Consider the following 26,131-nt stretch of genomic DNA (forward strand, 5'->3'; position numbering starts at 1 on the left):
ATCAGCAAAAACAGTATATACTTGTTTCTTTCACTTGTCAAGAGTAAAAATTGGTATAGTTCAAATTACACTCCTGTAAGCAAAAGACTCTGACCAATTAGGATAATCAGTCAGAGTCTTTTTTAAAATCCATTATTGTCGCTTAATTCCTTGAACCAGTGCCCTGATTTTTTCAGACGACGTTCTTGCGTTCCCAAGTCTAATTCAACCAAACCATAGCGATTTTTATAGCTATTGAGCCATGACCAACAATCGATAAAGGTCCAAATCAAGTAGCCCTTACAATTGGCTCCATCTTCAATGGCACGGTGAAGTTCACGAAGATGACCTTTTACAAAGTCAATACGATAATCATCTTGAATCATTCCATCTTGACGGAATTTTTCTTCCCCCTCAACACCCATACCATTCTCTGTCAACATCCACTCAATATTGCCATAATTTTTCTTGATATTTTGGGCAATGTCATAAATCCCTTGCTCATAAATCTCCCAGCCACGGTGAGGATTGATTTTACGTCCAGGCATAACATAAGGCTCGTAAAAATGTTCTGGCAAAAGAGGACTCTCTGGATTCTTAGCAAATCGAGGCGCCATAATACGCAAAGGTTGATAGTAGTTGACACCGAGGAAGTCCACCGTATTATCACGAATGAGTTCCAACTCTTCCTCCGTAGTATCAGGTAAGAGGCCGTGTTCATACAAGATTTCTACCAATTCCTGTGGATAAGTCCCCAAAACAGACGGATCTAAGAAAGATTGGGCCTGAAAAAGGTCCGCAATACGAGCAGCCTTGACATCAGCAGGATGCTGGCTACGTGGATAAGCCGGTGTCAAGTTGAGGACAATCCCGATCTTGGAATTAGGCAAGAGTTCATGACATGCCTTGACTGCCCGACTGCTAGCCAATTGTGTATGATAGGCTACTTTAACGGCTGCCTCTGCATCCACCTTATGTGGATAATGAGCATCATAAAAATAGCCAAATTCTACAGGAACGATTGGTTCGTTAAAGGTAATCCACTGATCTACTAAATCTCCATAAGTCTCAAAACAAAAACGAGCATAGTCTTCATAGGCTGAGACAGTCGCCTTATTTTCCCAACCGTCACCATCTTCTTGAAGGGCAAAAGGAAGATCAAAATGATAGAGATTGACTAAAAGACGAATCCCTTTAGCCTTAATAGCTTCAAAAACCTTACGGTAAAAGTCTACACCCTGAGGATTGACCTCCCCACGCCCTTGTGGAAAAATCCGTGACCATTGAATAGAAGTCCGAAAGGCCGTGTGACCAGTTTCTAACAGTAGCTCAATATCCTGTTCCCAGTTTTCATAAAAGGTCGATGTCTTATCTGGACCAATTCCATTATAGTAGCGATTTGGCTCCACTTGGTACCAATAATCCCAGAGATTATCTCCTTTACCGTCACCAGCTACACGTCCTTCTGTCTGTGGTCCAGAAGTAGAGGATCCCCAGACAAAATCCTTTGGAAATCTTAGCATACATTTACCTCTTTATCTACTCATTTTTCCCATTATACAGAAAAAACAAGGTAAAAACTAGTTACATTTTTTCCTTGTTTTTCTTCTGATTATAGTTTTTATTTCTTACTGAGGATTTCAAGCGTTTCAAGTAAGTTATCTGCATGAACTTCGATGGTATCACCAGTCGCTTTAATCTTCACTTCTACGATGCCATCGGCTGCTTTCTTCCCAACAGTGATGCGGATTGGCAACCCAATCAAATCGCTATCGCTGAATTTGACTCCGACACGTTCGTTACGGTCATCTGTCAAGACTTCGTAACCAGCTCCCAGCAAGCTTGCTTCAAGTTTTTCTGTCAAGGCTTGCGCTTCTTCATCCTTGACATTGACAGTAATCAAGTGAACATCAAATGGCGCCAGTTCTTTAGGGAAGTTGATTCCCCAAGCGTAACGGTATTCACCTTTTGGCGTTTTGTTAACAAAGAGGCGAGCGTGTTGCTCCATAACGGCTGAAAGGAGACGGCTGACACCGATACCGTAACATCCCATGATAATTGGCACAGCACGGCCATTTTCATCCAAAACATCTGCTCCCATACTTGCTGAATAACGAGTACCGAGTTTGAAGATGTGACCAATTTCGATACCACGCGCAAAGTTAAGAACACCTTGTCCGTCTGGAGAAATTTCCCCCTCACGAACTTCACGGATATCCACATATTCTGCAGTAAAATCACGACCTGGGTTCACACCAGTCAAGTGGTAGCCATCTTCGTTAGCACCAACAACTGCATTGCGAACATCTTGCACCTTACGATCTGCAATAATTTTAATATTCTCTGGCAAACCAACTGGTCCAAGTGAACCGAACCCTGCTTGAACAAGATTCTCCACTTCTTCTTCGCTAGCAACGTCAAAGAAATCTGCTCCCAAATGGTTTTTCAACTTAACTTCGTTGAGTTGGTCATTTCCAACTAGAAGGGCCGCAACAAGCTCACCATCTGCCATGTAGAAGAGGGTTTTGATCGTTTGTTCTTCTGGAACATTGAGGAAGGCTGCAACTTCATCGATTGACTTAACATCTGGAGTTGCCACACGAGTCACTTCTTCTTCAGCGACAACACGATTGCTTGGTTTGTACTCGTTTGTTGCCATTTCCAAGTTAGCTGCATAGCTAGACTCACTTGAGTAAGCAATGGTATCTTCACCAGAGACCATCCATTTGAGCAATTCTGCCTTGATTTCTTCTTGCACTTCTTCAGGAATTTCATCAAATGAGGCAACGGACTTGTCCAAGACAACCCAGCGGTCAAGGTCTGTACGAGCAGGTGTAATGGCCATAAATTCTTGGCTGTCCTTACCACCCATAGCTCCACCGTCACCAATAATTGCCTTGAAATCTAAACCACTACGAGTGAAAATACGCTCATAAGCAGCCTTGTACTCATCATAAACACTGTCCAAGCTATCATAGTTAGCGTGGAAGCTATAAGCATCCTTCATGATGAACTCACGTGTACGAAGAAGTCCATTACGTGGGCGTTTTTCATCACGATACTTAGGTTGGATTTGGTAAAGGTTGAGTGGCAATTGCTTGTAAGACTTAACAGAATCACGGACAATAGCTGTAAAGGTTTCTTCGTGAGTTGGACCTAGGATAAAGTCTGATTTTTCACGATTTTTTAGTTTGTAAAGGTCTTCACCATAAGTTTCGTAACGACCTGATTCGCGCCACAATTCTGCACTGAGGAGGGCAGGAGCCAACATCTCAACGGCACCAATCTTATCAAATTCTTGGCGCATGATATTTTTAGCTTTTTCAATCACACGATTAGCAAGTGGTAGGTAAGAATAAACACCTGCTGAGACTTGACGAACATAACCAGCTCGCAACATAAGAGCATGGCTGATAACTTGAGCATCGCTTGGCATTTCGCGAAGCGTTGGGATAGGCATTTTACTTTGTTTCATAATATTCCTCGATTATCTAAAAAAGAGTCGCATGATGTCATTCCAAGTCACAGCAATCATCAAGACAACCATGATGACCACTCCGGCCAAGGTGACATAGGTTTCAATTTCTTGTTTCAATGGTTTGCGGCGGATAGCTTCTAGGATATTGAGCACAATCTTACCACCATCCAGGGCTGGAATCGGAATAAGATTAAAAATCCCAATATTGATGGAAATCATTGCCAAGAAGTACAAGACATTCTCAATTCCATTTTTAGCAGCATCACTACTTGCCTTAAAGATGGCAACAGGTCCACCTAGCTTGTTCAAATCCGGTTGGAAAATCAGATTTTTCAGAGCTGAGAGAATTCGTAGGGCCGAGTCAGCAGCAGTTGTAAAACCACCTACAAACATAGATACAAAATCTGACTTAATTCCTGGTTGAACACCTAGAAGGTAACGACCTTGACTTTCTTCGGGTGTAACAGTGACTTGTTTGTCACTCCCCTTTTCAGAAATAGTCACATCCAAGGTCGGGGCCGTCTTACCTTTGGTTTCTGTTTCCACAGCCTGAATCAAGCTTTCCCAGTTGTTAATCTCATGTGAGCCAATCTTGGTAATTTGTGCCGTTTCTGGCACTCCCACTTTAGCCAAGGCCCCTTGAGGCATGACATGGAACTGGTTGGTATCGACATCTCTGACACCACCCTGCATGAAGATTAAAATCCAGAAAACAACGACACCTAAGATAAAGTTGTTCATAGGACCTGCAAAGTTGGTAATCAGTTTCCCCCAGATAGTCGCATTTTGATATTGAACATCTAAAGGTGCAATCCGAACCTCAGTACCATCTGCTTCCACAACCGTTGCATCGTGATCCACTGCAAATGTTTTTTCTTCTTCCAGAACCAATCCTTTGATAAAGAGCTTGTCTTCAAAATCAAACTGTGTCACCTGCATAGGGAGAGCTGTTTGATCTAATTTTTTACCTGAAAGATTGATGCGTTTAACCTTACCATCATCAGTAAGCGTCAAACTGACAGGAGTTCCTGTCTTGATTTCAGTTGTATCATCACCCCAACCGGCCATGCGAACATAGCCACCCAGAGGCAAGATTCGAATGGTATAGGCCGTCCCATCCTTGCCAATATGAGCAAAGATCTTGGGTCCCATGCCAATGGCAAATTCACGCACTAGAATTCCTGATTTCTTTGCAAAGTAGAAGTGCCCGAACTCGTGCACCACTACAATAATCCCAAAAACCAGAATAAAGGTTAAAATTCCGAGCATAGTATTTCCTCCGTCTTTTGATTAAAAGAGTCCAAATAAGTGCATAATTGGAAATACAAGCAACATACTATCGAAGCGATCCAAAACACCACCATGTCCAGGAATAAATTTCCCAGAATCCTTGACACCAAAGTGACGCTTGATCGAACTTTCTAGTAAATCACCGAATTGTCCAGCAATGCTAAAGAAAATAGCAAAGACTGACATCTTGTAAATTCCATACGGAAGAGCAACTGTACTGTCAAACATCATAAAGATGATGGTTACTAAAATAGCACCTAAAATACCACCCAAGGCACCCTCAAAGGTTTTATTTGGAGAAACTGTCGGAGCTAATTTTCGTTTACCATAGTTCATCCCAACAAGATAGGCACCACTGTCTGTTGCCCAAACAATACATAAGGCTAATAGTGCCTTATCTAAACCTGCAATTCTAGCATCTAATAGAGCATTAAAACCAAAGCCCACATAGAAACTCATAGCAAGAGGGAAAACCGCATCCTCAATCGTATACGACTTGCTAAACACAGTCGTTCCTAACATGATTGAAATCAACACACTATAGGCAACCACATTCCCATCAACTGGCAAAAAAGTCAGGTAATTCTCCAAGGGAATGGTCAAGGCAAAGGTTGCAAAGAGGGTTAAGAGACCCTCTATAGTCATGGTCTCTAGACCTCTCATCTTCAAAAGTTCATGCATGGCTAGCATGGCTATGATTCCAATTGCTATCTGAAGCAAGAGTCCCCCAATCATTAAAATTGGTAGGAAAATAGCCAGGGCAATCCCTGCAAACAAGGTTCTTTTCTGTAAATCCTGTGTCATATTTCCTCCTAAACTCCTCCAAATCGGCGATGACGACGATTGTAGGCAAGAATAGCTTCCTGCAAGGCCATCTCGTCAAAATCAGGCCACAAGGTATCCGTAAAATAGAGCTCACTATAGGCTCCCTGCCATGGAAGGAAATTGCTCAAACGCAATTCTCCACTAGTACGGATAATCAAGTCCGGGTCTCGTAAGTCCTTAGGCAAATGCTGAGTGAAGAGATAGTTGCCAATCAATTCCTCTGTGATGTCACCTGGGTTGATTTTGGCATCTAAAACATCCTGAGAAATCAACTTAAGAGCCTGTGTAATCTCAGCACGTCCACCATAGTTGAGGGCAAAATTAAGAATTAATCCTGTGTTGTTCTTAGTTAATTCCTCAGCCTTGGTCAGAGCTTCAAAAGTTTGCTTAGGCAGGCGGTCCGTTTCCCCAATCATTTGAATCTTAACATTATTCGCATGCAATTCCGGGACATAATTATCATAAAACTCTACTGGCAAGTTCATGATAAACTTGACTTCCTGATCTGGACGGGTCCAGTTTTCTGTAGAAAAAGCATAGACTGTAATCACCTTGACGCCTAGTTTGTTGGCTGCCTTGGTCACAGTTTGCAATGCTTCCATGCCCGCCTTATGTCCGAATACTCGCGGTTGCATACGTTTCTTAGCCCAACGACCATTCCCATCCATGATGATGCCGATATGAGCAGGAACCTGTGTCGGAACCTCTACTTCCACAGCCTTATCTTTCTTAAAAAATCCAAACATGATCTTATTCCTATTCAAAAATCTATCGTTTCATTATACCATATTTCCCTATTTTCTTCTATCACTAAGCTATTTATACTCTTCGAAAATCTCTTCAAACCACGTCAGCTCTATCTGCAACCTCAAAACAGTGTTTTGAGCAACCTGCGGCTAGCTTCCTAGTTTGGTCTTTGATTTTCATTGAGTATTATTCTCAGGCACCAAGCCCATTTTTCAAAAATCAAAACAGTGTTTTGAGCAACCTGCGGCTAGCTTCCTAGTTTGCTCTTTGATTTTCATTGAGTATTATTCTCAGGCACCAAGCCCATTTTTCAAAAAAATAAGCCGCCTGATTGGGCGACTCTATTTTTTATAGGGAGATTATTATGAAAAAGTTTTAGGAGTTTAAGTTAAGGTCTTCTTAACTTATGGACTTAGTATACACTTCCTAGCTTAAAGTTTCCTTAAGTATTTTTAAAAATCAAATTTTTCCATTTCTCCTGCCAATTTTTCTTGGATAGACGTGTTCGATAAAGTTCCATTCTGTCTTGATTCTCTAAAAAATGAGGAGTTGGACGAACTTGAAAATTCAAAATATCCTCCAAACCATAAGGTGCATAGAGTTCAAAATCGGATTCTTCATTCAAGCGCAGTCCAACAGCCGTACATCGTTCTGGATACCTACTCATAGCATCACAAGAGCTGCTATAAGGAGCAGTATGAGGGCTATGCTGGTGCATATAGACCTGATTTTTCAATTCCCATTGGTACTGAGGAAAGTCCTCTCTCAGCTTTTTCTCTAGGGACAAGGTTTCCTCATAAGAAAAATCTGGATCAAAGAAAATGACATCCACATCCGTTTCACGGTCAAAAGGTGATTTATATGACAAAAGATTCCAGATGAAATTTCTGACAGAACCTGCTGCCAACCACGAGTCTTTTAAATCAAGGTCTCGGATGATAGTCAGAATGGTCATCACATCCGAATTTTCTCTGAAAGCTTTTAGGATTTCTTGCTCATTTTTCACTGTATTCATAACCTAAATGCTCATATGCCTTAGCAGTCGCCACCCGTCCAGAACGTGTCCGCATGATAAAACCTTTTTGAATCAAGTAAGGCTCATACATATCTTCAACTGTCTCACGCTCTTCGGCGATATTCACAGAAAGAGTTCCTAGACCAACAGGTCCTCCACTGTACATCTCAATCATGGTCCGAAGGATTTTCTGGTCCACATAGTCCAAACCTTCATGGTCAACATCCAGCATGGTCAAAGCCTTATCCGTAATAAGATCATCGATCACCCCATTCCCCATAATCTGGGCAAAATCGCGCACGCGCTTGAGGAGACGATTGGCAATACGGGGAGTTCCACGACTACGCAAGGCCAACTCGGATGCTGCCTCATGGGTGATTTCCATCTCAAAAATATCTGCCGTCCGCTCGACAATTTCTGTCAAGTCAGCATGAGCATAATACTCCATATGCCCCGTAATCCCAAAACGTGCCCGTAGTGGATTTGAGAGCATACCAGCCCGAGTCGTCGCACCAATCAAGGTAAAAGGTGGCAACTCCAAATGAACACTGCGACTGCCTTCACCAGCCCCAATCATGATGTCAATGTAGAAGTCTTCCATGGCACTATAAAGCACCTCTTCCACCGACATGGGCAAACGATGAATCTCATCAATAAAAAGGACATCCCCAGGCTCTAAGTCATTCAAAATCGCTACCAAATCACCAGCTTTTTCAATGACAGGCCCAGACGTCTGCTTGAGATTGACACCCAATTCGTTGGCAATAACAAAAGCCATGGTCGTTTTTCCCAAGCCTGGAGGTCCAAATAAGAGGACATGATCCAGCGCTTCATCCCGCATTTTGGCAGCTTCGATAAAGATTTGGAGCTGGTCCTTGACCTTATCCTGTCCAATATATTCACGTAAGTACTGAGGACGGAGCGTGCGTTCTACTAACTCCTCATCCCCCATTATCTCATTATCCAAAATTCTACTCATGGCTCTATTATATCAGAAAATCATTCGTTCTATTTTACTAGAGATTTTCTATTTGTTTGAATAAGTCCTAAATTACTAAAAATAGAGTTATTTTGTATCGTTGGTTTCCGTTTTGTTGCCAATATCTGAAATTATCTTTTCCAAGGATTCTTCTACTGATATATTTAACTGTTTCGCAACTGCCTTTATGAAAAATTCAAAAGAATGGTCATATCTTTCTTTTATTTCCTCTTTTTTATTTTGAGAAAATAATTCTTTATACTCTTCATATACTTTACTATCATTTCCAAAGTCTATATTAGTTCTTCCAAGTAAAAAATCAGTGGTTGTATCTAGTATGTTAGCTAATTTTATAATATTGTCTAAAGTAGGTTCTGCCTTGCCACTTTCCCAATTGCTATATGATTTCTGACTTATATCTAATTTAGATGCTAGTTCGGTTTGAGTTAGTTTTTTTTCTTTACGCAACTCTTTTAATGCAGTATTATTTAATGCCATATAATTTACCTCAAAAAGTTTTAAGTTTCCAGTTGACAAATATACCTAGCGAGTATATAATTAAACCATACCTAATAGGTATATTCAAATTATATCAAACTATACCATGTTTGGCAAGAATTGGGGGTAACTGTCTATGATTGTATAAAAAAGTCTTTGAAGAAAAAATCCTCAAAGACCTGTATTTCAGTAATTTTAGTCTCTAGTTACTAGTAGCTGATAGCAGTCCATTGATAATTTAAGCAAAAGTGTAGGTGCAAAGCAGGGGGTGAAGCCGTTGGCTAGCACCATGCACCGCACCGACCGCACTTTTGCTTATATTCTGACTACGGATTTTAGTGTGTATTAGTAACTATCAGTAACACAGTATATTTCACAAACTTTTAGTTGAAAATAGACCTACAATCTCTAATAGGTAGGTCTAAAAGACATTGAAGAACCTTCAAACCCTTGGGAGAGTAGGCGCGGAGTGCATTTTATTGAACGAAATCGCGTTGGCGCTTAGAGCCACAAGGGAATAGAGCCTGTTTGATGTCTTTTGCCGAAAGACAAGGATATTTCAGCAAGCAAAAAAAGATTGTGAAATTTTATCAAATGTATAGAAAAGGAAATATAAAAATGGAAAAATTTAAAATAACTGCAACACAATTTATTAAAGGTGAATTTGAATTTGACAAGGAGCAATTTGAGATACCGGAAGTGTTAAGAGTTGATTTCTCCAGAGCTAGAGAAAAATATGAATATGTTGAAATTAACGGAGAAAGTACAAAAACTGATAAAATTGAACGTTACACGGCTTATTCTAAAGATGGAGAATTGGCTCAATTCTTAGAAGAAAAAGGTATGTTTTCCGAGATTGAAGAATTGAAGGATTTTGCCTTTGAGATTTCAGGAGATTTAGAAAAAGTTAAAATGTTTAAAGAAAAAGGTCTAACTCGTTATATCACTCTGACAGATTATGCTATTAAACCAAAATGGAATGGTTCAAGACAATGCTTTGATGGTATTAAATTAGAGGTGAGAGAATTTGAAGAGGAGTAATACGGTCACTATTGACTGGTTTGCTAATACAGTCAAACCAGTTGATGATGTCGACTATATGAAATCTTGTAAATATGTAATTGAAGAACTATTAAAATTAAATTTTAATGATTTCGTTCTTGAGTTGTACGGTACAAACCGATATAATCATCATTTTGCCTATGCAGATATTAAGGTATATTTTTCTCTTAATGATGATAATTCAATGAATTATGGAATGGGAATATTTACCGAGATGAGAGGGCATGGATGTAGGCAATATGAACAATTTATGGACGGTTCGGTTAATAACTGGAGTGCTTTAGTAAGTAGGTATTTAAATGATTGTGCTCATTTTACAAGGCTAGATGTAGCGAATGATATTTATGATGGAAGTTTATCAGTTCAGAAAATATACGAATATTGCAAACAAGGTCTATGCATTAGCTATTCAAAAAAATATGAGTATCATGAAACTGGCAGACTTGAAGATGGAGAAATCGTTGGAGAAACTATAAATATTGGGAAAAAAGGAAGTAACTCGCAACAGTGGGGTGTATATAATAAGTTAATGGAACAAGGAGAGAAAGCAAGCGATATTGGAATTACTTCGTGGATTCGTTCAGAGTTAAGATTGTTCGGTGACAAGGCTGTATTATTTGCTCAAAATATGGCTATGAAGAAACCATTGAAAGATTTGTTTTTCTCTGTATTAGCAAGTCACTATCGTTTTGTTTTATCAGACAAATACTCAATAGATACAAAAAAATCTAGAAGGGAAACTGTTTCATGGTGGAATGAATATATTCAAACAAAGGAACGTACAAAATTGAAGACAGTTAGAGAAGAAACCACTTTGCTTAAGTCAAAAGAATTTTTAGAAACTCAAGTTGCTCGAACACTTACCAAGGTTTATAAGGCTTATGAGAGTTCTCAAGGGGTAGAATCTGCAAATGCGTATATAAATTATTTGTTAGCTCTTGGCCTTGAAAAGATGAATGATAAAGACCATACAGAAGTCAAAGAATTTTCCGTAGAGCAAAATAATAGTTTTTCCTGGGGGAAATAAAAATGACTAAAAAAATTGTGATGTTCTTTGATGAAAGGTTAAATACTAGCTTTCGTATAGTACGCTTTGGGAAGTGTATATCAGTAAGGCAAGAAATAGATAATATTTATATGTTCCTGAATGATAGGAATTTATGGACTAGATGCAAAAAAAAGATGCGTGAAAATCAATCACACATCAAATATAAAAAAACTATATAAAGTATAACATACAAAAAGGAGAAAGACAATGACAAAATTTGTAACTAAAAAAGACTTAATGAAATTAGGTTTTTCATCATGGCAAGGAATGATGTTAGTTAAACAAGCTAAGGCAAAACTTGCTAGTCAGGGCTTAACATGGTACGAAAGTAAAGGACTTGGACGAGTTCCTTTAGAAACTGTTGAGGAACTTCTTGGAGTTAAAATTGACTTTGAGAATGTCGAAGATACTCAAGACTATGCCTAAAAAAAGTAATGTCTATTATGATAAAGAGACAAAAACATATTATTCCGTTGCGTCTCTTGGTTTTGATAAAATTACTGGCAAGAGAATGCAGAAGAAAAAGCGTGGTTTTAAAACACAAAAAGAAGCCAAAGACTGGCATACTGAAACCATGGCAAAACACTCTAAAAAGGCAATTACAAACGGCATAAAGTTGACTTTTAAGATGTTTCTTGATAACTATTATATCCCACACTATGAAAAAACGGTGTCAGCACGTACTTTTTATACCTTTTCGTCAAATTTAAAAAGGTTAGCATATTTTTATGATATGAAAATAGTGGATATTAAGCCGATCCATGTAGGATATTGGCAGACAGAATTATTAAAGGAAGAGTTATCAAATACTTATGTTAGATTGTTACATGGAACTTTGGTATCAATTTTCAACTTTGCTTTAAAGCTAGAAGTCATCTATGAAAATTCGGCTACAAAACTAGGTAATGTTTCCAAAAAGCGACAAGAGGTCGATTTTTGGACGGTAGAAGAATTTCAGACTTTTATATCAAGTTTCGACTTAAACAAGTATAAGGAGCGTTTATATTATACTGCTTTTACTTTATTCTTTATGACTGGTTTGAGAAAAAGTGAGTTACAAGCCCTAACATGGCAAGATATAGATTTCTCTGATAATTCTCTTATGGTCAACAAATCTTTATACTATAAGAGTAAAAATGATTGGATTATTAATCCGACAAAGACAATAACAGGTATTAGAAAAATCTATTTAGACAAAACAACTGTAAAAATCCTTTCTGATTGGGAAAAATGGCAAAAGGTAGAAAATAACGATTTTGTTTTTTCTCAAAAAGGTTCTCCTATGTCCCCTACTAGTTTTCAGTATATGTTAAAAAAACATTGTGAACTTGTTAATGTTAAACCTATCCGTATACACGCTTTAAGACACTCCCATGCTAGTTTACTGCTTTCTTTAGGAATGAATGATTTGGAACTCCAAAATAGGCTAGGACATACGAATATAAGCACTACGCTAGGTACATACTCCCATTTACGTCCTACGGCTATGAAGGAGGTAGCAGATAAGCTAGATGGCATACTCTCAATTAAATGATTTAAATATTTTTTAGTCTGTAAATAGCGAAGTCTTTTGCAGATTAAAAAGTATTGCAAAAGGCAATAAGATTTCACTTATTGCCTTTTAAGTTTCCAAAATTGTTGCCGTTTTGCTATATACTTGCAATAGACCTTGATTTCACGCTACTTTCACTAATTTATTACTTATAGCTCTATTATATCAAAAAACCAAGTCACAAACAAAAAAGCCACCTAATTAGGCGACTCCCGACTTTAGCACTTATGTGGTATAATATTCTACGGCACTTCTACACCGCCTGCGAAAGGAGGTGAGATAGCCCATGATGGATACAATACTTAAAACTATCATCGGACCAATTGTGGTCGGTGTCGTTCTTCGATTAGTCGATAAATGGCTAAGGACAAATAGTGTCAAAAAGACCCCAAGCTTATTTGGACGTGGCTTGGGGTCTTTTCTAGCCTATGATATAGACACAATACTTAATTCCCTTTTATTATCCCATAGTTCACAAAATTTGTCAAAAGTTTATATCTTCATCAATTCAGCTTCTCCAACTTTAGAATCTGTCCAATAAAGTTTATAAGATTAAGCAAAAGTTATCGGAAAATGATGTTTAAAATAGTCCCCAAAAACCTGAAATAGAGCCAAAAAACTCCACCTGATTGAATGACTCCCGAGTTTAGCACTTATGTGGTATAATATTCTACGGCACTGCTACACCGCCTACGAAAGGAGGTGAGATAGCCCATGATGGAACTAATCCTTAAAACTATCATCGGACCGATTGTGGTCGGTGTCATCCTTCGCTTAGTCGATAAATGGCTAAACAAAGATAGATAGTGTCAAAAAAGACCCCAAGCTTAATGTGGAAGTTAGCTTGGGGTCTTTTCTAGTCCATGATATAGAACTAATCCTTAATTCCTATCCATTATCCCACAGTTCACAAATTTTGTCAAAGGTTTACATTCTCGACTTTTCAAGCTTTAACCGCTGTACAACAATATGATGACTCACTCCTTGACAACCAAGAGCATTATTACAGTAGTTCTAGTCCTTCAATTAATAGTCACTTACAATCAAATTGAGTTTGAAGTAGCTGAAGTAACAACAAACCTATTTCTTAGTCATATTTTCTAAAAAAGTCCCCGCCAATTCCCCGACCAAAATCCGAAAAATACCGAAAAATATCGGAAAATTATTTTTAGAATAGTCCCAAAAAGCCTGAAATAGAGCCAAAAAACTCCACCTGATTGGGTGGAGTTAAGGGAGATTATTATGAAAAAGAAAAGTTTAGGATTTTATTAAATAAAGTTAGGAGGTCTTTATTTAATAACTATATGATACATGACGAAGCTTAAAACTAGCTTAACTTTTCGCAGATTCTACCACTTTTCAAAAAAATTTCTATTACCATCACCTCACCCCACAAAAAAGTCACCTGATTGGGTGACTTCATTAGGAGATTATGATGAAAAAAGTTTTAGGATTTCATTAAATAAAGTTAGGAGGTCTTTATTTAATGACTATATCATACTAGACTATCCTTAAACTTTGCTTAAGAAAAAACAAGTTTTGTTATTTTTCTCGATTCGTCCAAGTCATCCCTATACAATTATAGGTGGATAAGATTTCAAAGCCCATAGAACGATAAAATCCCACGTTTTTTTCTGTCTGTTCTGTTACCAGCTGAACTTGATAGGCATCTTTGTAATCCTCTAAAGCCTCTTTCATTAGGGCACTACCAATCCCTTGGCGCTGATAACTAGGCAAAACGATCAAATCCTGTACAAAAACTGATGAAAAACCATCTCCAACCAAACGAATCAAGCCCACCACAGCATCACCATCAAGTGCCAGATAAATTACTAATGAATGAGACAAGGCCTGAGCCAGCATCTGAGGTTGATGGGTATAATTTGTCCAACCGACAGCCTGATAGAGATGCAAAACATCCTCTAGCTTGACAATTTCTTGCTTTTTAATAGTAATCATCTCAACACCTCTTAAAGCTCTCTCAAGCTCTTGTACTGTCGTCCATTTTTATCAAAGTTTTCAGGACGCAACCATGTTTCCAAACGATCTTTGATTTTGGGCCAGTCCTTATCAATCATAGACAACCAGTCCGTATCCCTCGTCCGTCCCTTATAAACCACTGCCTGACGGAATGTTCCTTCATAAATAAATCCCAAACGCTCCGCAGCTCGTCTGGATGGCAGATTTAAGGCATCGCATTTCCACTCATAGCGACGATAGTGCAATTCTTCAAAGACATAGCGAGCCAAGAGATACTGAGCTTCTGTCCCTATCCTTGTCCCCCTGAGTTTTGGAGAAAAAGTGACAGCTCCCACTTCTATTGCTCGGTTATTCTGGTCGATACGCATGAGAGAAAAAGTTCCCAAAGCCTTACCAGTTGCCTTGTCTATGATTGCATAGTAAAAACGGTCCTTACGAGCCAACATCTGATTTAAGAGGCTAACCAGCTCCTCCATATCTGCTACTGGTTCCTGAAAGAGGTAGGTCCACATCTCCCGAGGAGTATCCGGACCATAAACAGCTAATAAATCCTCCGCATGCTTTTCCACGGAAAGAGCTTCTATTCGAGCATAACATCCTTCTAAGAAATCAATAGAAGGCAATTCACCTGGTGTATAACCTTCCATTGACTCCCCAATCATCTGACCATATTCATTTACTGGCATAGCTTTCTCCCTAATTTCAAACTTTATAGTTGCCCATAGTATACCATACTTTCATAACAAGATTCAAAAAATCCTCCAGATTCTACTCTGAAGGATTCCTATCTTATTTCACAATGATATTAACCAATTTAGTTGGCTTCAATAGTCCAGTAGACTATTGAAGGTGGCAGATAGGGCTAATAAATTCGTTATTTAACGACGATATTAACGAGTTTATTAGGTACCGCAATCACTTTCACGATTTCCTTACCATCGATCTCTGCTTTAACTTTTTCATCAGCGAGAGCAATTTCTTGTAATTCTTCGCGTGATAGGTCTTTAGCGACCATGAGTTTGGCACGGACTTTACCTTTGATTTGGACAACGATTTCGATTTCGTCTTCAACCAATTTGCTTTCGTCCCATGTTGGCCAAGCCACGTAAGAGATTGACTCACCTGTTGCTGCAACTGTTTGCCAGAGCTCTTCTGCCAAGTGAGGCGCAAATGGAGCAATCAATTGGATAAAGCCTTTGGCGTAGTCTACATAGAGCTTATCTTCCTTGTTAGCCGCATTGACAAAAACCATAAGTTGGGCAATGGCTGTGTTGAATTTGAGGGACTCAATTTGCTCAGTAACAGCTTTAACCGTTTCATTATAAACCTTGTCGAGAGCGCCATTGTTTTCTGAAACAATTTCCTTACTTGTAATCAAACGGTAAACACGGTCAAGGAATTTACGGCTTCCTTCCAGACCTTCTTCTGACCAAGCGATTGAAGCATCAAGTGGCCCCATGAACATTTCATAAACACGAAGGGTATCAGCACCGTATTGTTCCACCACGTCGTCTGGGTTGACAACGTTCTTGAGCGATTTAGACATCTTGGCTGGCGCTTGCTCCAACTCTTCCCCTGTTTCTACATGGAAGAAGGATCCATCACGTTTTTCAACCTTGTCAGTCGCCACAAGCGCACCACGGTGGTCACGGTAGCTGGTTCCCAAAATCATTCCTTGGTTAAAGAGTTTTTGGAATGGTTCCTTAGTTGGAACAACACCGAGGTCATAGAGGAATTTGTGCCAGAAACGAGCGTAAAGCAAGTGAAGAACAGCATGCTCTGCACCACCCACATAGATATCTACTGGCAACCATTGTTTGAGAAGATCCTCATCGGCCAATTTCTCAGTGTTGTGTGGATCGATATAGCGGAGGTAGTACCAGCTTGAACCTGCCCATTGTGGCATGGTGTTGGTTTCACGACGACCTTTGACACCATCTTCACGAGTCACTTCAAGCCAATCTGTCAAGTTAGCTAGTGGACTTTCACCAGTACCTGAGGGACGGATATCCTTGGTTACAGGCAAAACAAGTGGCAATTCACTTTCAGAAACAGCTGTTGAAGTTCCGTCTTCCCAATGAATGATTGGAATTGGCTCACCCCAGTATCGTTGACGGCTAAAGAGCCAGTCGCGGAGACGGTAGGTAACCTTCTCTTGTCCACAGCATTTTTCTTCCAACCAAGCCACAATCTTGGCAATAGCGTCTTCTTTGTTCAATCCATCTAGGAAGTCTGAATTAACGTGAAGGCCATCTTCTGTGTAGGCAGCTTCTTCAACGTTTCCACCTTCAAGCACTTCTACGATTGGAAGGTCAAATTGTTTGGCAAATTCCCAATCACGTTGGTCATGGGCTGGCACAGCCATAACCGCACCTGTACCATAGCTAGCAAGGACGTAGTCAGCAATCCAGATTGGAATTTCCTTGCCATTGACAGGGTTGATGGCATAAGCACCAGTCCAAACCCCTGTTTTTTCTTTGGCAAGGTCTGTACGAGCCAAGTCTGATTTCAGGCTGGCTTGGTGTTTATAGTCAGCTACTGCCTCTGCTTGCTCTGGACTTGTGATAGCGTCAACTAGGTCATGTTCAGGAGCCAAGACTGTGAAAGTCGCTCCGAAAAGAGTGTCAGGACGAGTGGTAAAGACTGTGAATTCCTTATCTGTTCCCTTAACTTTAAAAGTTACATTGGCACCAGTTGATTTCCCAATCCAGTTCCGTTGCATGTCCTTAATAGACTCTGGCCAATCTAGTTCATCTAAGTCATTGAGCAAGCGCTCTGCGTAGGCCGTGATTTTGAGCATCCATTGGCGCATTGGTTTGCGGACAACTGGATAACCTCCACGCTCAGATGTTCCATCTGGAAGGACCTCTTCGTTGGCGATGGCTGTTCCCAATTCTTCCACCCAGTTTACTGGCACTTCCGCTTCATAGGCCAAGCCTTTTTCGTAAAGTTTGGTGAAGATCCATTGAGTCCATTTGTAGTAGTTTGGATCTGTTGTATTGACTTCACGATCCCAGTCGTAAGAAAATCCAAGCGCATTAATTTGGCGTTTGAAGTTAGCAATGTTTTCAGCCGTAAATTCCGCTGGGTCATTACCAGTATCCATAGCGTATTGCTCTGCAGGCAAGCCAAAGGCATCCCACCCCATTGGATGAAGGACATTGTAGCCTCGCGCACGTTTGTAACGGCTGAGGATATCAGTTGCAGTATAACCTTCTGGGTGTCCTACGTGCAGACCCGCCCCAGACGGATAAGGGAACATGTCAAGAGCATAAAACTTAGGTTTTGATGCATCAGTTCCTGTCTTAAATGTATGATGTTCTGCCCAGTAGCCCTGCCACTTAGGCTCAATTTCTTTATGATTGTAAAAACTCATGGTCTCTCTCCAATTTTGTGATGTTACTATTATACCATTTTTGAGGGAATTTGAAAGACGAGAAATGTTCTTTTGGGCTTGTATGCCAAGAAAGACCGAATCGCAAATCCAGCTTATTTAGCAGTACAAAAAATTAGCCCACACTTGGAGCTAACTTCTATCAATTATTTTTCTCTAGCATCTTCTCACGTCCTAGTTGTCGGTAACTACTGTCACCGACAACTTCTACGCTAAACTGGCCGTCCTCATATTCAAGTATCGTCACGCTACCATTATCGAGACCATGCGGATGCATGCCATTAATCAGATACACAATGGTTCCAATGGTCATTCCGTGGCTCACGACTAGGGCATTGCCCCCACCTTGCTCTTCCATTTCTTTGGCAATCGCTTCAAAACCTTCCTTGATTCGGCCACTGAGTTTTTCCCATCCTTCAGCCCAACCAGCTGTATCGACCTCTACCAACCCCTCAGCCAGTTCAGCATAAGACAATTGGTGAACATGATCCACATTAAAGATACGAGGAATAATGCCCATGAAAAGATCACCATCATAAGCTCCGTCAAAGCTACCAAAACACCATTCTCTGATACGTTTGTCCATGCGATAAGGGATTTTCCCCTGCAAACCAAGTTCTTCAAGAATAATTCCCATTGTCTGAATGGTGCGGCCAGAATCACTGGAATAAGCGCGATCAAACTGTAGACCAGATTCTCGCAAACCGATTCCTAATTCTTGAATCCCTCGCTCACCTTCAGCCGTTAAAGGAGTATCGCTCCAACCTTGCGCGCGACCAATCGTGTTAAACATAGTCTTGCCATGACGTACCAAATACAATCGTACTTTTACCATTTTCCGTCCTCCGTTTGCTTCTATTATATCATGGATGATAAAACAAAAGCCACCCAGACAGGTGACTTTTGCAGGAGATTATTATGAAAAAGTTTAGGAGTTCTATTAAATAAAGATATTAGATGAAAATCAAATTCAAACTAAATCAGTGTTATCTGTTTCAAATAATATTAGGAGGTCTTTATTTAATGATTATAGTATACAAAGCCAACCTTAAATAGAACTTAAAATTTCTCCTATTTTCTTAATTTTTAAAACTATGAATTGGTGCTGGGATTTGTCCCCCACGAGAGATGAAATCAACAGACGAAGCCCCATTGACCTTCATAACAGGTGCAGTTCCTAATAGGCCACCAAACTCAATCATGTCGCCTTCTTTTCCTTTTGGAATAATACGAACAGCTGTTGTCTTCATGTTAATGACACCAATTGCAGCCTCATCCGCAATCATAGCCGCAATGGTTTCAGCAGGTGTATCCTCCGGAATGGCAATCATATCCAAACCAACGGAACAGATAGCCGTCATAGCTTCTAGTTTTTCCAAATTAAGAGAGCCATTTTGCACTGCAGCAATCATTCCCTCATCCTCAGAAACAGGGATAAAGGCACCAGACAAACCACCAACTTGGTTACAGGCCATCACTCCGCCCTTCTTAACTTGGTCGTTCAAGAGAGCCAAGGCAGCCGTCGTTCCATGCGTACCAACTGTCTCTAGTCCCATTTCTTCTAGGACACGTGCTACAGAATCTCCAACCGCAGGAGTTGGCGCCAAACTCAAGTCCACAATACCAAATTCCACACCCAGTCTCTCACTGGCCATTTGACCAACCAATTGACCGATACGAGTGATTTTAAAGGCAGTTTTCTTAACTGTTTCGGCTACTACGTCAAAGCTCTCTCCACGAACTTTTTCCAAGGCACGCTTCACCACACCAGGACCGGAAACTCCGACATTGATGATGACATCTGCCTCCCCAACACCATGGAAGGCACCCGCCATAAATGGATTGTCCTCAACAGCATTAGCGAATACAACCAACTTGGCTGCCCCCATATCAGATAGAGTTGCCGTTTCCTTGATAACTCGTCCCATATCTGCGACAGCCGTCATATTGATACCAGACTTGGTTGAGCCGATATTGACTGACGAGCAGACCTTGTCCGTTTCGGCCAAAGCACGAGGAATAGAATTGATGAGAATCTCATCTCCCTTTTGGTACCCCTTTTGTACCAAGGCAGAGAAACCACCAATAAAATCCACACCGATTTCTTTCGCAGCCTTATCAAGCGCTTTTGCCAGAACCACATAGTCCGTCGCATCTGTCGCTGCCCCTATCAGAGAAATGGGTGTCACCGATACACGCTTATTAACGATTGGAATCCCCAACTCAGCCGCAATTTCATCGCCAACAGCCACTAAATTAGCTGCCTTGGTCCTAATCTTTTGATAAATTTTCTCCGCAGCACGATTGATATCCGGATCGATACAGTCCAAAAGGGAAATCCCCATGGTAATAGTTCTGATATCGAAGTTTTGCTCCTCAATCATGGAGATGGTTTCAGTAACTTGTCTAATATCCATGATAACCTCCTAGATATTATACATAGCTTCGAAAATCGCTGCACTCTGAATGTTGATTTTCACATTCAAAATTTGCCCAAAAGCTTCAAATTCATTACGAAGACGTGTAAAATCTTGCTTTTCATCACTAGAGACGACAGCCATCATCGTGAAATATTCATCCAAGACAGTTTGAGAGATATCATCAATATTCAAACCCAATTCTGCTATTTTACCAGAAACACCTGCAACAATTCCAGTTTTATCTTTACCAACAACAGTTATAATCGCTTTCATAAGCAAACTCCAATTCTTCTTTTAATTAGGAAACCTGAACATTAAACAGGATTCTTTTCAAATAGTATAGCATAATTCTAACTAAAATACTCAAAAACGCCTGCTTACGAAGTTGTTCTTAAGCAAAAAACAATTTCGTAAACAAGCGTCTACTATCCCAACTTATGATGAGTGTTCCCGCTAGGACCGAAATCCTAGCGGTAGACCAGAGCTAGACTAAGAGCACAAGACTCCATCATCATAACACTCAACAAAATTGATGATTTTATACTAATTCGATGATCGCCATTGGCGCTGCATCACCACGACGTGGTTCAGTTTTAAGGATACGAGTGTATCCACCGTTACGTTCAGCATAACGAGGTGCGATTTCTGAGAACAATTTTTGAAGTGCTGTAGTAGAAGTGTACTTATCAGTTGCTTCATCATAGTTTTCAGATGCGATTTCATTACGTACGAAAGCAGCTGCTTGACGACGTGCATGCAAATCACCACGTTTACCTAGAGTAATCATTTTTTCAACAGTTTTACGGATTTCTTTAGCACGAGCTTCAGTTGTCACGATTGATTCGTTGATCAAAAGGTCAGTTGTCAAATCGCGAAGCATTGCTTTACGTTGTGAGCTAGTGCGTCCTAGTTTACGGTAAGCCATGTATTCCTCCTTTATTTATCTTTTAATCCAAGACCCAAATCAATGAGTTTGAGTTTCACTTCTTCCAAACTCTTGCGTCCAAGATTTCGTACTTTCATCATCTCTGCTTCAGATTTTTCTGTCAAATCATGCACAGTATTGATACCGGCACGTTTCAAACAGTTGTATGAACGCACAGACAAATCCAGTTCCTCAATCGTACGATCCAAAATACGATCGTCAGATTCAGTATCAGCTTCTTTCATCACTTCAGTTGACTTAGCAATCTCAGTAAGATTTGTAAACAAATCAAGATGTTCTGTCAAAATACGTGCTGAAAGCCCTAAAGCATCTTCTGGAATAATTGTTCCATTTGTCAAGATTTCAAGGGTTAGTTTGTCAAATCCATCATTGCTACCTACACGAGCAGGTTCCACTTGATAGTTGACTTTTGTAACTGGTGTATAAATAGAATCTACAGCAAGTGTTCCAACTGGTGCATTATCTTTTTTATTTTCATCAGCAGGTACATATCCACGACCACTGTTAACAGTCATAGTCGCTTTTAGGGAAGAACCTTCACCGATTGTAAAGAGATAATGATCTGGATTTACAATTTCAATATCGCTATCTGTCAAAATGTCACCAGCTGTTACTTCAGCAGGACCTTCAACATCTAGTTCGATGATTTTTTCGTCTTCAACGTACGATTTCACTGCAATTCCTTTAATGTTCAGAATGATTTGCATCACGTCTTCACGAACACCTGGAACTGTGTCAAACTCATGTAACACGCCATCAATGTTGATAGATGTCACAGCTGCTCCTGGTAGAGAAGCTAGAAGTACACGACGAAGAGAGTTACCAAGAGTTGTACCGTAGCCACGTTCAAGTGGTTCGATTACAAACTTGCCATAATCTTTATTTTCATCAATTTTTGTTATATTTGGTTTTTCAAACTCGATCATTTAGTTACTCCCTCTTAAACGAAAAGCAGTGTAATGCGATGATTATACACGGCGACGTTTTGGAGGACGAGCACCATTGTGTGGCACTGGAGTCACATCACGAATTGCTGTTACTTCAAGACCAGCGGCAGCAAGCGCACGAATAGCTGACTCACGACCAGAACCTGGACCTTTTACAGTAACTTCAACTGATTTAAGACCGTGTTCTTGTGCAGATTTAGCAGCAGCTTCAGAAGCCATTTGAGCAGCGAATGGTGTAGATTTACGAGAACCTTTGAAACCAAGAGCACCAGCTGATGACCAAGCAATTGCATTACCATGCACATCAGTAATCATAACAATAGTGTTATTAAATGTAGCGTGAATATGAGCAATACCAGATTCGATATTCTTTTTCACACGACGTTTACGTGTTGGTTTAGCCAAGACTTTTACCTCCTATATTATTTTTTCTTACCAGCAATCGCAACAGCTTTACCTTTACGAGTGCGAGCGTTGTTTTTAGTGTTTTGTCCACGGACAGGAAGTCCACGACGGTGACGGATACCACGGTATGAACCGATTTCCATCAAACGTTTGATGTTCAAGTTTACTTCACGACGAAGGTCACCTTCAACTTTGATTGCATCCACTTCACGACGGATAGCATCTTCTTGATCTGATGTAAGATCACGTACACGAACATCTTCTGAGATTCCAGCAGCAGCCAAAATTTTCTTAGATGTTGCAAGTCCGATACCATAAACATAAGTCAATGAGATTACTACGCGTTTGTCATTTGGAATGTCAACTCCAGCAATACGAGCCATGTTTTCTCCTTTCTATCTTATCCTTGACGTTGTTTGTGTTTTGGATTTGCTGGGCAAATTACCATAACACGACCATTACGACGAATAACTTTACAGTATTCGCAAATTGGTTTGACCGATGGTCTTACTTTCATTTCTTATCCCTCCAAGTTTTTCGATTATTTAAAGCGGTAAGTGATACGTCCACGTGTCAAGTCATATGGACTCATTTCGACAGTAACACGATCTCCCGCTAAAATACGAATATAGTTTTTACGAATTTTACCAGAAACTGTTGCTAAAATCTGATGTCCATTTTCAAGTTCAACCGTAAACATTGCATTCGGCATTGTATCAACTACTTTGCCTTCAACTTCAATCACATCGTCTTTTGCCACGCAAAAGCACCTCCATAAATTTCGATTCGATGCCTCTAGACACAGAGACAACAATTATAAGTCAGACTATCTCAGTATAACATTTGTAGCGGATTTTTGCAAGTGCGAAAAACGCTTTATTTCAAATTTGTCAATACTTTTTCGATATCTGAGAAGACATCATTGATATCTTGATTACCTTCGATGTCATGAACCAAACCTTTGGCACGATAGTGAGCAATGATTGGTTCTCCTTGAGCAATATTAACATCCAAACGACGTTTTACTGTCTCAGGCTTATCATCTTCACGTTGGTAGTAATCTTCTTCTTTATAGTCAACTGGTGGGTTAAAGATCTTATGGAAAGTTTCTCCAGTTACGCGGTGGATGATACGACCACTCAAACGTTCCAAGAGGCTGTCAGGGTTCACTTCAATGTTGATAACCCCTTCTAGTTCAATGCCAAGTTCAGCCAAAGTTTTGTCCAAGGCATGAGCTTGTTCGATCGTACGTGGGTAACCATCCAACAAGAATCCTGTTTCTTTAATATCATCTTGTGAAAGACGTTCTTTTACGATTCCATTTGTAACTTCGTCAGGAACCAATTCACCCTTGTCAATGTATGACTTAGCAAGAACACCCATTTCAGTTTGATTTGCCATTGCAGCTCGGAACATATCACCTGTTGAGATATGTGCAACATGGAATTGTTCTACGATTTTTGCTGCTTGAGTTCCCTTACCTGCACCAGGTAAGCCCATAATCAAAAGATTCATGATTTGATCTCCTTATTTTATTTTTAAATAGAAGCAAAAAGTCTTTTCACCCCTATTTAAAAACAAAATAGAAGAGGGGAGACCAAACTCTCACTAATGTTAGAGTTAAACCTCCACTCCCTCAGTATTTACTGATTTCGTAAATACTTTTATTCTGTTCTGTCCATGAAACCAACATACTTACGTTTCAATAGGTAACCTTCCAATTGTTTGATTCCTTCAATACCTGTAGAGATAATGATCAAAAGACTAGTTCCTCCAAAAGCAACTGCTTCTGAAAGTCCGAAAACATCTTTTGCTACAATCGGTAAAATAGAAATCACACCAAGGAAGAGGGAACCAACAGTTGCAAGACGACGAAGAAGTTTAGACATATATTCTTCTGTACCTTTACCAGGACGAACTCCGTGGATATAGGCACCGCTCTTTTGTAAGTTCTCTGCAGCTTTTTCAGGATTAATCTGTACAAACGTATAGAAGAATGTAAAGAGAATAATCAACAAAGCATACATAGCAATACCAGTTGGTGAAGTTGTTGCCAGCATCTCTTGTGCTGTTCTTACCCAAGCCCAATCATGACCTGTAGCGCTCAAAAACTGAAGAATAGCCGCAGGCGCTGCAGTAATCGAACTCGCAAAGATAACAGGGATAACTCCAGCAGGGTTTACCTTCAAAGGAAGGTAAGAGCTAGATGGAGCACCTTGTGCAACCTTAGTATATTGGATTGGAATTTTGTATTCTGCTTGTTGAACATAAGTTGTAAAGTAAATGATCAACAATACAGTAATAATCAAAATGATTACAAAAATGATAGATGAGTTGATACGGTCACTTGGGACGTTCACAAAGTAGTCCACATAGATGCCCTGAATCATATCTGGAATTGAGGCAACAATCCCAGCAAAAATAATCATAGAAACACCATTTCCGTATCCCTTATCTGTAATTTGCTCTCCCAACCAAGTAACAATCATGCTACCAGCTGTTAAGATGATACCAATCATGATAAAGACTTGTGGAGTAAGAGCTGTTTTCAACAATTGAGCTCCAGCCAAAGTATTAAAACCAGCTGTAATCCCGATAGATTGCACAAAGGCTAAAACAAGAGCAATATAACGAGTAGCTTGATTCAATTTTCTTCGACCTACTTCCCCTTGTTTACCCCACTCTACAAACTTGGGCAAAATATCCATTTGCAAGAGTTGGACAACGATAGAGGCCGTAATGTAGGGGCTAACACCAAGAGCAAAAACTGAGAAGTTTTTCAAGGCATTCCCTGACACCAAGCTCAACATGTTTAAGAAGGATAATCCACTTAAAGCATTCAAGCTATTGGCATTCACACCAGGAACTGTAATGCTAGTTCCAATACGAAAAACCAAAACGATAAAAATTGTAAATAAAATTTTTGATCGAACCTGCTTGACTTTAAGAGCTTCTCTTAATAATTTAAAAAACATAGGTCACCTCTCTTAGATGACTTCTACTGAACCACCTTTAGCAGTGATAGCTTCTTCAGCTGATTTAGAGAATTTAGCTGCTTTCACAGTCAATTTCTTAGTCAACTCACCGTTACCAAGAATTTTAACGCCTGATTTTTCAGCTTTAACAATTCCTGCTTCGATAAGAACAACTGGAGTTACTTCAGCACCATCTTCAAAGACGTTCAATTGGTCAAGGTTCACAATTGCGTATTCTTTAGCGTTGATGTTAGTGAATCCACGTTTTGGAAGACGACGGAACAATGGAGTTTGTCCACCTTCAAAACCAAGGCGAACTCCGCCACCGCTACGAGCTTTTTGACCTTTTTGACCACGACCAGATGTTTTACCGTTACCTGATGAAGTACCACGACCAACGCGGTTACGTACTTTACGAGAACCTTCTGCAGGTTTCAATTCATGAAGTTTCATTTTTATTTTCTCCTCTTTTGTAAAATGCTAGCGCCGATAAGGGAGAAAAGGTTGTCTCCCCCATCAACTCGCCTATACGACGTCATCATAGATGACTATATCTAGTTTTAGGGGATGGTATAGTGCACATCCCCTAAA

At 39.9% G+C, this 26,131-nt stretch carries 28 protein-coding genes and 1 pseudogene; 6 read left to right on the forward strand and 23 right to left on the reverse strand.

Annotated features, from left to right (window positions below):
* Positions 1 to 122: 122 nt before the first annotated feature.
* The 8 genes from bglA to B7699_RS08535 all read right to left on the reverse strand — a co-directional run bounded on the left by bglA (position 123) and on the right by B7699_RS08535 (position 8,811).
* On the reverse strand, positions 123 to 1,502 hold the full coding sequence (bglA, locus tag B7699_RS08495; RefSeq protein WP_084927955.1) for a 6-phospho-beta-glucosidase: 1,380 nt from the start codon (positions 1,500 to 1,502) through the stop codon (positions 123 to 125).
* 98 nt (positions 1,503 to 1,600) lie between these two features.
* Entirely contained in the window at positions 1,601 to 3,454 is a 1,854-nt protein-coding gene (locus B7699_RS08500; protein WP_084927956.1) for a proline--tRNA ligase, read from the reverse strand.
* 12 nt (positions 3,455 to 3,466) lie between these two features.
* Positions 3,467 to 4,726: an RIP metalloprotease RseP gene (gene rseP / locus B7699_RS08505; RefSeq protein ID WP_084927957.1), complete on the reverse strand. Its 1,260-nt coding sequence runs from the start codon at positions 4,724 to 4,726 to the stop codon at positions 3,467 to 3,469.
* A gap of 21 nt (positions 4,727 to 4,747) precedes the next feature.
* Positions 4,748 to 5,551 (reverse strand): phosphatidate cytidylyltransferase, encoded by an 804-nt coding sequence (locus tag B7699_RS08510; protein WP_084927958.1) that lies wholly within the window; start codon positions 5,549 to 5,551, stop codon positions 4,748 to 4,750.
* 8 nt (positions 5,552 to 5,559) lie between these two features.
* Complete coding sequence (locus tag B7699_RS08515) at positions 5,560 to 6,318, reverse strand: isoprenyl transferase (protein WP_084862783.1); 759 nt, start codon at positions 6,316 to 6,318, stop codon at positions 5,560 to 5,562.
* A 443-nt stretch (positions 6,319 to 6,761) separates the two neighbouring features.
* The gene (locus tag B7699_RS08525) at positions 6,762 to 7,334 is read right to left on the reverse strand and encodes a nucleotidyltransferase family protein (RefSeq protein ID WP_084927959.1); all 573 of its coding nucleotides are present in this window, start codon (positions 7,332 to 7,334) and stop codon (positions 6,762 to 6,764) included.
* Complete coding sequence (gene ruvB / locus B7699_RS08530; protein ID WP_023935601.1) at positions 7,315 to 8,313, reverse strand: Holliday junction branch migration DNA helicase RuvB; 999 nt, start codon at positions 8,311 to 8,313, stop codon at positions 7,315 to 7,317. Before ruvB ends, B7699_RS08525 begins: the two co-directional genes overlap by 20 nt.
* Before the next feature lie 87 nt (positions 8,314 to 8,400).
* Positions 8,401 to 8,811, reverse strand: coding sequence for a helix-turn-helix domain-containing protein (locus B7699_RS08535; RefSeq protein WP_228113002.1), 411 nt, complete (start codon positions 8,809 to 8,811; stop codon positions 8,401 to 8,403).
* Between the two features lie 618 nt (positions 8,812 to 9,429).
* On the opposite strand from B7699_RS08535, the gene B7699_RS08540 reads away from it, so the two are divergent.
* From B7699_RS08540 to B7699_RS08570, 6 genes and pseudogenes are all read left to right on the forward strand, one after another.
* On the forward strand, positions 9,430 to 9,852 hold the full coding sequence (locus B7699_RS08540) for a hypothetical protein (RefSeq protein WP_142358337.1): 423 nt from the start codon (positions 9,430 to 9,432) through the stop codon (positions 9,850 to 9,852).
* Positions 9,839 to 10,900: a replication initiation factor domain-containing protein gene (locus B7699_RS08545; RefSeq protein ID WP_228113003.1), complete on the forward strand. Its 1,062-nt coding sequence runs from the start codon at positions 9,839 to 9,841 to the stop codon at positions 10,898 to 10,900. Before B7699_RS08540 ends, B7699_RS08545 begins: the two co-directional genes overlap by 14 nt.
* Positions 10,901 to 11,128: 228 nt before the next feature.
* Positions 11,129 to 11,347, forward strand: coding sequence for a DUF3173 family protein (locus B7699_RS08555; protein ID WP_084927962.1), 219 nt, complete (start codon positions 11,129 to 11,131; stop codon positions 11,345 to 11,347).
* Positions 11,340 to 12,455 (forward strand): site-specific integrase, encoded by a 1,116-nt coding sequence (locus B7699_RS08560; RefSeq protein WP_084928040.1) that lies wholly within the window; start codon positions 11,340 to 11,342, stop codon positions 12,453 to 12,455. Before B7699_RS08555 ends, B7699_RS08560 begins: the two co-directional genes overlap by 8 nt.
* Before the next feature lie 304 nt (positions 12,456 to 12,759).
* Positions 12,760 to 12,837: pseudogene (locus B7699_RS08565) on the forward strand (type I toxin-antitoxin system Fst family toxin); the annotation flags it as partial.
* 350 nt (positions 12,838 to 13,187) lie between these two features.
* On the forward strand, positions 13,188 to 13,280 hold the full coding sequence (locus tag B7699_RS08570; RefSeq protein WP_000970294.1) for a type I toxin-antitoxin system Fst family toxin: 93 nt from the start codon (positions 13,188 to 13,190) through the stop codon (positions 13,278 to 13,280).
* 735 nt (positions 13,281 to 14,015) lie between these two features.
* Here B7699_RS08570 and B7699_RS08575 read toward each other — a convergent pair.
* The 15 genes from B7699_RS08575 to rplO form a co-directional block, all read right to left on the reverse strand.
* Positions 14,016 to 14,432 (reverse strand): GNAT family N-acetyltransferase, encoded by a 417-nt coding sequence (locus B7699_RS08575; protein ID WP_084927963.1) that lies wholly within the window; start codon positions 14,430 to 14,432, stop codon positions 14,016 to 14,018.
* A gap of 11 nt (positions 14,433 to 14,443) precedes the next feature.
* Positions 14,444 to 15,139, reverse strand: coding sequence for a GNAT family N-acetyltransferase (locus tag B7699_RS08580; RefSeq protein WP_084927964.1), 696 nt, complete (start codon positions 15,137 to 15,139; stop codon positions 14,444 to 14,446).
* A gap of 188 nt (positions 15,140 to 15,327) precedes the next feature.
* Positions 15,328 to 17,829: a leucine--tRNA ligase gene (gene leuS, locus B7699_RS08585; RefSeq protein ID WP_084927965.1), complete on the reverse strand. Its 2,502-nt coding sequence runs from the start codon at positions 17,827 to 17,829 to the stop codon at positions 15,328 to 15,330.
* A gap of 160 nt (positions 17,830 to 17,989) precedes the next feature.
* Positions 17,990 to 18,682, reverse strand: coding sequence for a histidine phosphatase family protein (locus B7699_RS08590; protein WP_084927966.1), 693 nt, complete (start codon positions 18,680 to 18,682; stop codon positions 17,990 to 17,992).
* A gap of 244 nt (positions 18,683 to 18,926) precedes the next feature.
* Entirely contained in the window at positions 18,927 to 20,264 is a 1,338-nt protein-coding gene (locus B7699_RS08595) for a PFL family protein (RefSeq protein WP_084927967.1), read from the reverse strand.
* Positions 20,265 to 20,273: 9 nt separating this feature from the next.
* Positions 20,274 to 20,540 carry an ACT domain-containing protein gene (locus B7699_RS08600; RefSeq protein WP_084927968.1) on the reverse strand — a complete coding sequence of 89 codons (267 nt, stop codon included), beginning with the start codon at positions 20,538 to 20,540 and terminating at the stop codon, positions 20,274 to 20,276.
* A 265-nt stretch (positions 20,541 to 20,805) separates the two neighbouring features.
* On the reverse strand, positions 20,806 to 21,192 hold the full coding sequence (gene rplQ, locus B7699_RS08605; RefSeq protein WP_000331493.1) for a 50S ribosomal protein L17: 387 nt from the start codon (positions 21,190 to 21,192) through the stop codon (positions 20,806 to 20,808).
* Positions 21,193 to 21,203: 11 nt separating this feature from the next.
* On the reverse strand, positions 21,204 to 22,139 hold the full coding sequence (locus B7699_RS08610; protein ID WP_000568988.1) for a DNA-directed RNA polymerase subunit alpha: 936 nt from the start codon (positions 22,137 to 22,139) through the stop codon (positions 21,204 to 21,206).
* A gap of 42 nt (positions 22,140 to 22,181) precedes the next feature.
* Positions 22,182 to 22,565: a 30S ribosomal protein S11 gene (rpsK, locus tag B7699_RS08615; RefSeq protein ID WP_001118385.1), complete on the reverse strand. Its 384-nt coding sequence runs from the start codon at positions 22,563 to 22,565 to the stop codon at positions 22,182 to 22,184.
* A 17-nt stretch (positions 22,566 to 22,582) separates the two neighbouring features.
* Positions 22,583 to 22,948: a 30S ribosomal protein S13 gene (rpsM, locus tag B7699_RS08620; protein ID WP_000090781.1), complete on the reverse strand. Its 366-nt coding sequence runs from the start codon at positions 22,946 to 22,948 to the stop codon at positions 22,583 to 22,585.
* A gap of 17 nt (positions 22,949 to 22,965) precedes the next feature.
* Positions 22,966 to 23,082, reverse strand: coding sequence for a 50S ribosomal protein L36 (gene rpmJ, locus B7699_RS08625; protein WP_001808836.1), 117 nt, complete (start codon positions 23,080 to 23,082; stop codon positions 22,966 to 22,968).
* Between the two features lie 24 nt (positions 23,083 to 23,106).
* The gene (gene infA / locus B7699_RS08630; RefSeq protein WP_001029883.1) at positions 23,107 to 23,325 is read right to left on the reverse strand and encodes a translation initiation factor IF-1; all 219 of its coding nucleotides are present in this window, start codon (positions 23,323 to 23,325) and stop codon (positions 23,107 to 23,109) included.
* 116 nt (positions 23,326 to 23,441) lie between these two features.
* Positions 23,442 to 24,080 (reverse strand): adenylate kinase, encoded by a 639-nt coding sequence (locus B7699_RS08635; RefSeq protein ID WP_084927969.1) that lies wholly within the window; start codon positions 24,078 to 24,080, stop codon positions 23,442 to 23,444.
* Between the two features lie 149 nt (positions 24,081 to 24,229).
* Complete coding sequence (gene secY / locus B7699_RS08640) at positions 24,230 to 25,540, reverse strand: preprotein translocase subunit SecY (protein ID WP_084927970.1); 1,311 nt, start codon at positions 25,538 to 25,540, stop codon at positions 24,230 to 24,232.
* A gap of 12 nt (positions 25,541 to 25,552) precedes the next feature.
* Complete coding sequence (gene rplO, locus B7699_RS08645; protein WP_000766089.1) at positions 25,553 to 25,993, reverse strand: 50S ribosomal protein L15; 441 nt, start codon at positions 25,991 to 25,993, stop codon at positions 25,553 to 25,555.
* Between the last annotated feature and the right edge of the window lie 138 nt (positions 25,994 to 26,131).

Source organism: Streptococcus mitis, assembly GCF_002096835.1.
Taxonomy (GTDB): Bacteria; Bacillota; Bacilli; order Lactobacillales; family Streptococcaceae; genus Streptococcus; species Streptococcus mitis_W.